Annotated in this window: 7 protein-coding genes and 1 pseudogene; all 8 read right to left on the reverse strand. The window is 68.6% G+C overall.

Translation table 11 applies throughout. From position 1 onward, the window contains the following. Window positions 1-404: 404 nt before the first annotated feature. Entirely contained in the window at window positions 405-1,604 is a 1,200-nt protein-coding gene (locus V8688_RS13445; RefSeq protein ID WP_342800923.1) for a TetR family transcriptional regulator, read from the reverse strand. Window positions 1,605-1,672: 68 nt separating this feature from the next. Then, window positions 1,673-2,335: a hypothetical protein gene (locus V8688_RS13450; RefSeq protein ID WP_342800924.1), complete on the reverse strand. Its 663-nt coding sequence runs from the start codon at window positions 2,333-2,335 to the stop codon at window positions 1,673-1,675. A 12-nt stretch (window positions 2,336-2,347) separates the two neighbouring features. Beyond that, complete coding sequence (locus V8688_RS13455; RefSeq protein ID WP_342800925.1) at window positions 2,348-3,532, reverse strand: MCE family protein; 1,185 nt, start codon at window positions 3,530-3,532, stop codon at window positions 2,348-2,350. Next, entirely contained in the window at window positions 3,529-4,647 is a 1,119-nt protein-coding gene (locus tag V8688_RS13460; protein WP_218717837.1) for an MCE family protein, read from the reverse strand. Before V8688_RS13460 ends, V8688_RS13455 begins: the two co-directional genes overlap by 4 nt. Beyond that, entirely contained in the window at window positions 4,644-5,744 is a 1,101-nt protein-coding gene (locus V8688_RS13465) for an MCE family protein (RefSeq protein WP_342800926.1), read from the reverse strand. The genes V8688_RS13460 and V8688_RS13465 overlap by 4 nt, the downstream gene beginning before the upstream one ends. Then, entirely contained in the window at window positions 5,744-6,757 is a 1,014-nt protein-coding gene (locus V8688_RS13470; protein WP_218717839.1) for an MCE family protein, read from the reverse strand. The genes V8688_RS13465 and V8688_RS13470 overlap by 1 nt, the downstream gene beginning before the upstream one ends. Continuing rightward, a complete protein-coding gene (locus tag V8688_RS13475) occupies window positions 6,754-7,776 on the reverse strand; it encodes an MlaD family protein (protein WP_218717840.1) in 1,023 nt (340 codons plus the stop codon). Before V8688_RS13475 ends, V8688_RS13470 begins: the two co-directional genes overlap by 4 nt. Continuing rightward, window positions 7,773-7,982, reverse strand: a pseudogene (locus V8688_RS13480) (mammalian cell entry protein); the annotation flags it as partial. The pseudogene V8688_RS13480 and the gene V8688_RS13475, both read right to left, overlap by 4 nt.

Genomic DNA, 7,982 nt, shown 5'->3' on the forward strand with positions numbered 1-7,982 from the left:
TCGCGGGGACTGCCAGTTGAATCCCATGTCTCGTCCAGTCGTCTGCCCAGCCGTCCTCGACGTGTGCGCGCCGTTGCCGGGTGTCGATACCCCTTCCTTATGTTAATGATGATTCTGGCTTTGTAGGCCGGAATTGGTCGATATAACAAATGTCCAGATCACCTGACGTCGGAACATAAGTTGCTGACAATTCTGACAACTCGAGGTATCGTTCGAGATGCTCGGCGACGACGTGCGTGGCGGAATCAACCCCTCGCCACAGCGTGCTCGCGCGTCGTGCCTCCCTCACGCGTCGTCCGCGACAGCCCAGCGAACTCACTGTCGCGGGGAACGGGTGATCGAGTAGCGCGGCGTTCGGAGTCGATGTGCAGCTCCGGACGCCGCGCACCGGACAGGCGGTCGGGCTAGTGCGGCAGCGGCCGGCCGAGCAGGACGGCCTCCAGCAGTGCGATCACGGTGTCCTGCGGGCAGATTCCGTCGTCGCCGAAGGTCCGTCCCAGATCGACGACCAGGCTGAACGCCGCATGCACCAGGATGCGCGCCTCGCCCAACGACAGTTCCGGTCGCGCCGCCACCACCAGGCGCGCCCACTCGGTGACGATCAATTGCTGGAGATGGCGCAGCGTCACCTGGTCGGTCTGGTCCACGTGCCGGAATTCCGCGTAGTAGACGAAAGTCAGCGCGCGTTCGTCGAACGACCCCGAGACGTACAGCGCGATCAGCGTGCCCAGCGCCGCGGCCGGCGACGTCGCGGCGGCGGTCGCGGGCCGGATCGCCGCCGACACCCGATCGGCCGCGCGGCGAAAGGCCGCCACCAGCAGATCGCTCTTGCTGCGGTGGTAACGGTAGACCGCCGACGCCGACGACAGATCGGCGGCAGCGGCGATGTCCTCCACGCTGACATTCGGATAACCGTGCTCGTGGAACAACTCGACCGCCCGGTGGAGCAGCACCTCGTGCTTGAACAGCGGCGGCCGTTCCGCGGCCCGGCGCACGCGCGTGCCGGTCGGCGAACCGGTGAGGTCGGCGTCGATCACCGCCCAGCTCACCGCACCGAGCAGAGCGGCGAGGGTTTTCGCGGGCACTGTCGCGTGGTGGTCGCCGATGCTGCTGATCACGGCGAAGATCGACACCGCGCGCACCGCGCGATCGTGCCCGTCCAGTTCCGGCCTGACCTCGCCGATGCGTGCCCGCAGGCTCGCGATGGCCACCGCGAACTGAGCGCTGAATTCCCGGTGGTCCTCGGGTTCCAGGTAGCGGCGTTCCCAGCGGGTCAGGGCAGCGGTGGGCCGGTTGGCGACGGTCGCGGCGACGATGGCGGCGAGCACGTGCTCGAGGCGCCGCCGTGGCGACCAGCCCGCCGCCTCCTCGGGGAGCTCGACCGCCCGCAGCGCCAGGCCGGACAGCCGCAGCAGCTCGGCGCGGAACAGCGCGTACTTGCTCGGAAAGTGCCGGTACAGAGCGGTGGAACTGATGTCGAGGCGACGGGCGATGTCGTCCATGCTCACACCGTGGTAACCGTGCGCGCCGAACGCCGCCGCCGATTCCGCGGCGATCTGCGCCCGGCGGTTCTTCGGCCTGCGCCGGACGGCGCGCGCGGGCACGTCCGAGGACGGGGCGCCGGCACGCGCGGACGTGCCACGGTGCCGGGGGGATAGCGCGCCGGGTTCGGTCACTGGGCGGGCGCTGTCGTCAGCGGGGAGTTCACCTTCTCGACCAGCCATCGGCCGTTGTCGTTGTGCAGGCGCAGCACCATGGACAGCTGGCCCGGTTTGGGCTTGTGCTCGGTGCCCAGACTGGAGATGGTCTGGCCGATCACCACGATCGCCTCGGCGGAGTTCTCGTCGCCGGTGCGGATCGCGCACTGGGTGTCGGTGACCTTCGAGGTGACCTCGCCCTGGGTGAGCACTTCGCGCAGTTCGCCGCTGGTGGCCTCGAACTGCTTCTTCCAGTCACCGGTCGAGCCGTCGAGGACCGCCTTGAAGTAGGCGTCGAGTTTCTTGCTGTCGTAGTCGGCCAGCACCGGTCCGTAGTGGCAGGCGGCTTCGCGGGCCTGCTGCTGTGCCGCGAGCAGGTCCTTGCTGCTCTGATTCTCGAAGAACAGGAACACCGAGGCCGCCAGCGAGGCACCCAGCAGCACGGCCGCGGCACCGCGCAGGCCGAGCTGCCTGCGGTCGATCGCGCGCCAGCGCGAGGACCACCCGGCCGCCATCGGAGTGGATGACGCTTCGGCAGGGGGCTTTTCGGAGCCGGTATCCGTGGCGGCCGTGCTGGTGCCGGTCGTCGTGGCGTCCTCGACGGGGGATTCGTCGGTGGGGGTGGGTTCGTTGCTCATCGCGGTGACTCCTTATCGAGGTGCCGGAACCGAGGGCTGGGACAGCTCGTTACCGGTGGCGCCGGGCGGGGGACCGGAGCCGTTGTCGGGACCGGCGGGGCGCGGCGCGTTGGCCGAGCCGCGGATCTGCAGCGCCGGATTGTCGGTGACGCAGTAGTTGTAGAGACGCACCCTGGTGTCGGTGGTCGGGGTGGTGGCCACCACGGGCACGGTGTCGTAGTCGCAGGTCGGGCGCGGCCAGGGATCGACCATCGTGAAGTACATGTTGTCGTGGGCGGGAACGCCGACCGCCTCGGCGAAGCGGCTCAGCGACGGGAACAGCGCCTCGATGGCGGGCTGGCGCAGCTTGGCCGCCCGAGTGATGGCGACCAGGTTCGTCACCAGATCGGTGATCGGGTTCTGCGTGCGGGAGACGAAGCCGCCCAAGGTGGCGAGCTGGCCCGGTCCCTGCTCGAGCAGGTGCCGCAATTCGGCGTCGGCGGCGGTGAACTGGCGAAACAGCGCGCTACCGGAGGCGGTGAGCGTGCCGAGATCGGGCTGCGCGTGCGAGGTGGTCGCGGCGATGACCTCGAGATTGCGGATGAGCTGTTCGGTCTGCGGGAGCAGATCGGTGAGGCCCGCCATGGCGCGGCTGAGCCCGGAGATCATGTTGCGCAACCCGTCCGGGCCGCCTGCCAGGGCCTTGTCGAGCTCGTCGACGATGACGGTGAGCCGTTGGGGATTCATCCCGGCGACGAGCCCGCTCATATTGCCCAGCACCGACTGCATCTGGACCGGCACCGCGGTGTCGGCCCGGCGCACGACCGCGCCGTCGACCAGGAACGGCCCGGACTCGCCGGCGGGACGGAAGTCCAGGTACTGCTCACCAGCCGCCGACAACCGGGCCACGGCGACGGTGCCGCCCACCGGAATCCGGGTGTTGCCGTCGATCTCGGCGACCGCGGCGATCCCGTCGCCCGCGACGCGGACGTCACCGACGCGCCCGACACGCACGCCACGGAAGGTCACGTCGCTGCCGGTGGTCAGACCGCCCGAGGTCGCCAATTCCACGGTGACGTCGAACCGGGTGCGGGTCGGATCGAACCGCAGGACCGCGCCGCCCAGGTACAGGCTGCCCATGATCAGCACCACGACCAGCCCGAGGTTGGCGACCGCGACGCGACGGCGGACCAGCCATTGCCACAACGGTGGATTCATCGGGGTCCCTCCTGCTGCGGCTGCGGAGCCTGCGGTGTACTGGTGACCCGGCCGATCACCTTGGCGATGACCTCGGCGAGGCTGCCCAGGAACGCGGGCACGTCGCCGGCCTCGGGCCAGCGGCTGCCGGTGGGGTCGGTGAGCGCGCCGACATCGAGGTAGGACAGGGTGGCGGCAACGGACAGGCTCGGGCCGCGCAGGCTGTCGGTCAGCGACGGGTACAGCGCGTGGAAGCCGTTCAGCGTGCCGGTGAGGTCGTCGCCCATCTGGGAGAAACCGTTCATGAGGTTCTGGATGCTCTGGAAGAGACTGACGAACTGCGGCCCGTTGGTCGCGCTGAAATCGCCGAGCGCGTCCATGGTGATCGCGACCCGGTTGATCAGATCGACGATGGCCTGATTGTTCTCGGCGAACAGGCCGATCAGCTGCGGAAAACTGTCCGCGGCGGCACCGAGTTCGGTCTTGCGCCTCGCCAATTCACCGGTCAGCACCGACAAGCCACCGAGCGTGGCGTCGAGGTCGCCGGTGCGCTGGTTGAGCGCGGAGATGACCGAGGTCATCTCGCCGACCAGATGCCGCAGCTGCGGCGCCTTGCCCGCGAAGATCGAGTCCAGCTCGGCGGTGACCCGCGCCGCCTGGTTGAGCCCACCACCGTTGAGCAGCATGGAGATCGAGATCATCAGCTGTTCCACCGAGGCCGCCGAGGCGGTGTACTCGGCACCGATGGTCGCGCCCTCCCGCAGCGGTGGCCCGGCGGCCTCGGCGCTGGGCAGTGTCATCGCGACGAAGATGTCGCCCAGCGGCGTCGCCTGGCGCAGCTCCGCGGTGGTGCCCTGGGGCAGTTGGATGTCGGCGCGGATCTGCATCTGGACATCGGCCAGGAACGAGGTCGTCGAAATGCCGGTGACGACACCGATATCGGTTCCACCGATCTTGACGTGGGCGCGATCGGGCAGATTCAGCGCGTCGCGGAAGGTGGCGTGCAGGGTGTAGCCGGGGCCGCCGATGCCGGGTTCGGGCATGGGCAGGTCGGCCACGGTCATCGAGCACGCGGTGCTCGTCGAGGCGACGGCGGCGGCGCACAGGGTGGCTGCCAGTGCCGAGCGGAGGTTCATTTCGTCAGTCCCAACAGCGCGGCGGTGAGCCCGAAATCCGGGCCCATATCGGCGATCTTTCCGGTGCGGCAGCCGTCGAGACGCATCTGGACGCGCTCGCAGAACAGCGACAGTGCCTCGCTGTCGAGGACGATCTTGTCGAGCAGACCGTGCAGGCGCAGTGCCTGGCGTTCCCGGCTGACCGCGTTGTCGACGTTCTGGAACAGCAGCGGCGCGACATCGACGACCTCGGTGAGATTGCGGGCGTTGGCCCGCATCTGGGCGGCGATGGCCACGAACTTGGTGAGCGCGCCCGCGAGCTGGTCCTGGTTCTGGCCCAGCACCGAGGAGGTGTTGGTGATGAAGTCGTCGAGCTGGGTGAGCACCGCCTGCAAGCCGGGGGACTGCTGGCCGAACAGCGCGATCAGCTCGGTGATCCGGCCGCTGAAATCCCGGACGGTCTGGTCGTTCTCGGCGATGATCTGGGTGATCTCGCTGAGCTCGACGATGGTGTTGGCGATCTGGTCCTTGTTGGCGAAGGTCACCTCGAACGCCGCGGAGAGCTCGTCGAGGGTTTCGCGTAGCCGGTCGCCGTTGCCGTCGAGCAGCGGGAACAGGATCCGGCTCGCCATCGGGCCGGTCTCGTTCCCACCTTTGAGCGCTTCGCCGAGCTGATCGAAATTGGCCAGGATGCGGTCGAGCTCGACCGGTGTCCTGGTGCGCGCCAGTGGCAGATGCGCGCCGTCGGCGAGTTCGGGACCCGAGCCGGTGTAGGCGGGGGCCAGTTCGACGTGCCGGTTGGTGATCAGCTGCGGGGAGACCAGTGCCGCCATCGCCTCGGCCGGGATCCGTACATCCCGGTCGACCGACATCACCACCTCCACGTAGCCGCCCCGCGGGGTCACCGAATCGACGACGCCGACCGGAACGCCGAGCACCGAGACCTCGTTGCCCGGGTACAGCCCGGCCACGTTCTCGAAGTCGGCGCTGATCCGCTTCTGCTGGCTGACCATCCGATCGCCCAGCCCGGTCACGCTGTCGGGCAGCAGTGCGCAGCCCGAGGCGAGCAGCGCGGTCAGGCACACCGCCGCCAGCTTGCTCGTGTGTCGTGTGTTCATCAGTTGCACCCCTGTACGGCTTGCGCGAAGCACAGCCAGTTGTCCGGGAAGATCCACGGCGCCCAGATCTCGCCGTAGGGCCCGTTGCCGACGACGTTGTTGAACTGGCGCAGCGCGACCGGGGCGATCTCGTAGAGCCGGTCCAGGTTCTCCTTGTTCTTGGTCAACCCGTCGGCCATGGTGTTGAGGTTCTGGATCAACGGACCCAGCTCGCCGTTGTTCTCGATGCCCATGTCCTGCAGCAGTTTCGACATGGCCGCGACATTGTCGAGCAATTGGGTGAGCAGGGTCTGGCGCTGCTGGACGGCGGCGCCGATGGCCTCACCCCTGGTCAGCAGCAGGAGCACGCTGTTGCGATTGTCCGAGACCAGCTGGGAGACCTGGTCCATGCTCTTCAACAGTGTGTCGACCTCGTCGCGCCTGCTGTTGATCACCTGCGCCAGCGCGCCGATGCTGTCGAGGGCCTGCACCGCCAGTGCGGGGGAGTCGCCGAGCTGGGTGTTGAGCACATCCAGTGCCGTGCGCAGCTTGGTCGGGTCGATCCGTTCGATGCGCTCGAACGAGGAGGTGTACTTCGGATCCTGCACGACCTTGCTCAGGTTGTACGGCACCGAGGTGTGGTCGAGCGCGATGCGGTTGCCGGGCAGCCCTTTTCCGTTGCCCGGGGTCAGCTCGATGTGCAGGCGGCCGAGGATCGTCGACATCTTGATCGCGGCGCGCGCGTCGGGGCCGAGGCGGATGTCGCCGCGGATTCGCAGCGCGACTTCCACCCGGTCGTTCACCAGCCGCACGGCCTGGACGGCGCCGACCTCGATGCCGGCGATGTCGACCGTCGCGCCCGGCCGCACGCCGGCCGCCTGCGCGAATTCGGCGTCGATCGTCTTGTCGCCCAGGCGGACCTGGGCGAGCAGGCTGGACCCACCGAGCAACAGCACCACCGCCAGCGCCGCGGACAGGCCGAGACGCAGGTAGCGGTTGCGCCGCCAGAACTCCGGAACTCGTGCCCGCATCATCGGCACACCCCCGACTGCGAGTTGCCGCCGACCTGGGAGAACAGGCCTTCGGGCAGCACCACACCCCACAGCGAGACGTCGAGCCGGCAGATGTAGGCGTTGCCGTAGGTGCCGTAGCTGGTGAAGCGGGCCACGCCGTTGAGGAAGTCGGGCAGCTCGACCGCGCCGCGGTCCAGCGCCGCGCCGTTGTAGAGCAGCATCATCACACCGGTGGTGGCGTCGCGCTGCGCGGCGCCCAGGCCGGGCTTGACCTCGCCGATCAGCGAGACCAGGGAGTTCGTCGCGCCCGCGACGCGTTCCACGGAGCTCTTCAACGACTGTCCTTCGGCGTACAACCCGTCCATCAGGCTGCGGGTCTGGGTGATCAGGGTTTCCAGTTCGCCACTGCGCTTGGCCAGACCGGCCAGGACCGAGCTGAGGTTGCTCAGGACGTCGCCGAGGATCTGGTCGCGCTCACCGAAGGTGCTCGCCAGTTGGGCGGCCTGGGTGATCAGCGCCGCCAGCGACACCTCGTTGCCCTGCAACGCCTGGATGAGCGTTTCCGACAGCGAGTTGATCTGGTCGGGTTGCAGGACGCTGAACAGCGGCTCGAATCCGGACAGCAGCGTCGAGACGTCGAACGAGGGCTCGGTGCGGTCCAGCGGAATCTGCGCACCCACGGGGACGACCGTGCCCGCGCCCTCGCCCGGGGCCAGGGCCAGATAGCGCTGCCCGATCAGGTTCTGGTACCGGACCAGGGCTTTCGTCGTGTCGGTCAGGTGCTGGCGGGCTTCGATGCGGAAGTCGACCTCGGCCGTGTACTCGGGGGTGAAGTCGATCTTGTCGACCCGGCCGACGCGGACGCCGGCCATGCGGACGTCGTCACCCACCCGGAGCCCGAGGACGTCGGTGAACACCGCGGAGTACGAGCTGGTCTCGCCCGCGACGCTGCGTTGCAGGGTGGACCAGATGGTGTAGGTGAGCACGGTGGTCAGCACCACGAAGAAGCTGAAGCCGATCAGTGGCTTGGTGTATTTCACTGGCGCAGGCCACCTTCGGTGTCGGGGACGAGGGGAACGGTGCCGATGATCGAGCCGAGCAGCAGCAGCTGGGTGAAGTTCGGCCGCCCGCCGACCAGCGCCGACACCGCGGCCACGCCGGTGAGGCTGCGCGGCTGCGCGGCCGGGGGCTGATCGGTCGCCGCGGCGGGCGCGGTGATTCCCGGGATGGCGGGCAGGCCGGGAAT

Source organism: Nocardia sp. No.11, assembly GCF_038752175.1.
Taxonomy (GTDB): domain Bacteria; phylum Actinomycetota; class Actinomycetes; order Mycobacteriales; family Mycobacteriaceae; genus Nocardia; species Nocardia canadensis.

Excerpts from the sequence above, each read along its gene's own strand:
- V8688_RS13450 (WP_342800924.1), bottom strand. The coding sequence starts at position 2,335 with ATGAGCAACGAACCCACCCCCACCGACGAATCCCCCGTCGAGGACGCC.
- V8688_RS13455 (WP_342800925.1), bottom strand. The coding sequence starts at position 3,532 with ATGAATCCACCGTTGTGGCAATGGCTGGTCCGCCGTCGCGTCGCGGTC.
- V8688_RS13460 (WP_218717837.1), bottom strand. The coding sequence starts at position 4,647 with ATGAACCTCCGCTCGGCACTGGCAGCCACCCTGTGCGCCGCCGCCGTC.
- V8688_RS13465 (WP_342800926.1), bottom strand. The coding sequence starts at position 5,744 with ATGAACACACGACACACGAGCAAGCTGGCGGCGGTGTGCCTGACCGCG.
- V8688_RS13470 (WP_218717839.1), bottom strand. The coding sequence starts at position 6,757 with ATGATGCGGGCACGAGTTCCGGAGTTCTGGCGGCGCAACCGCTACCTG.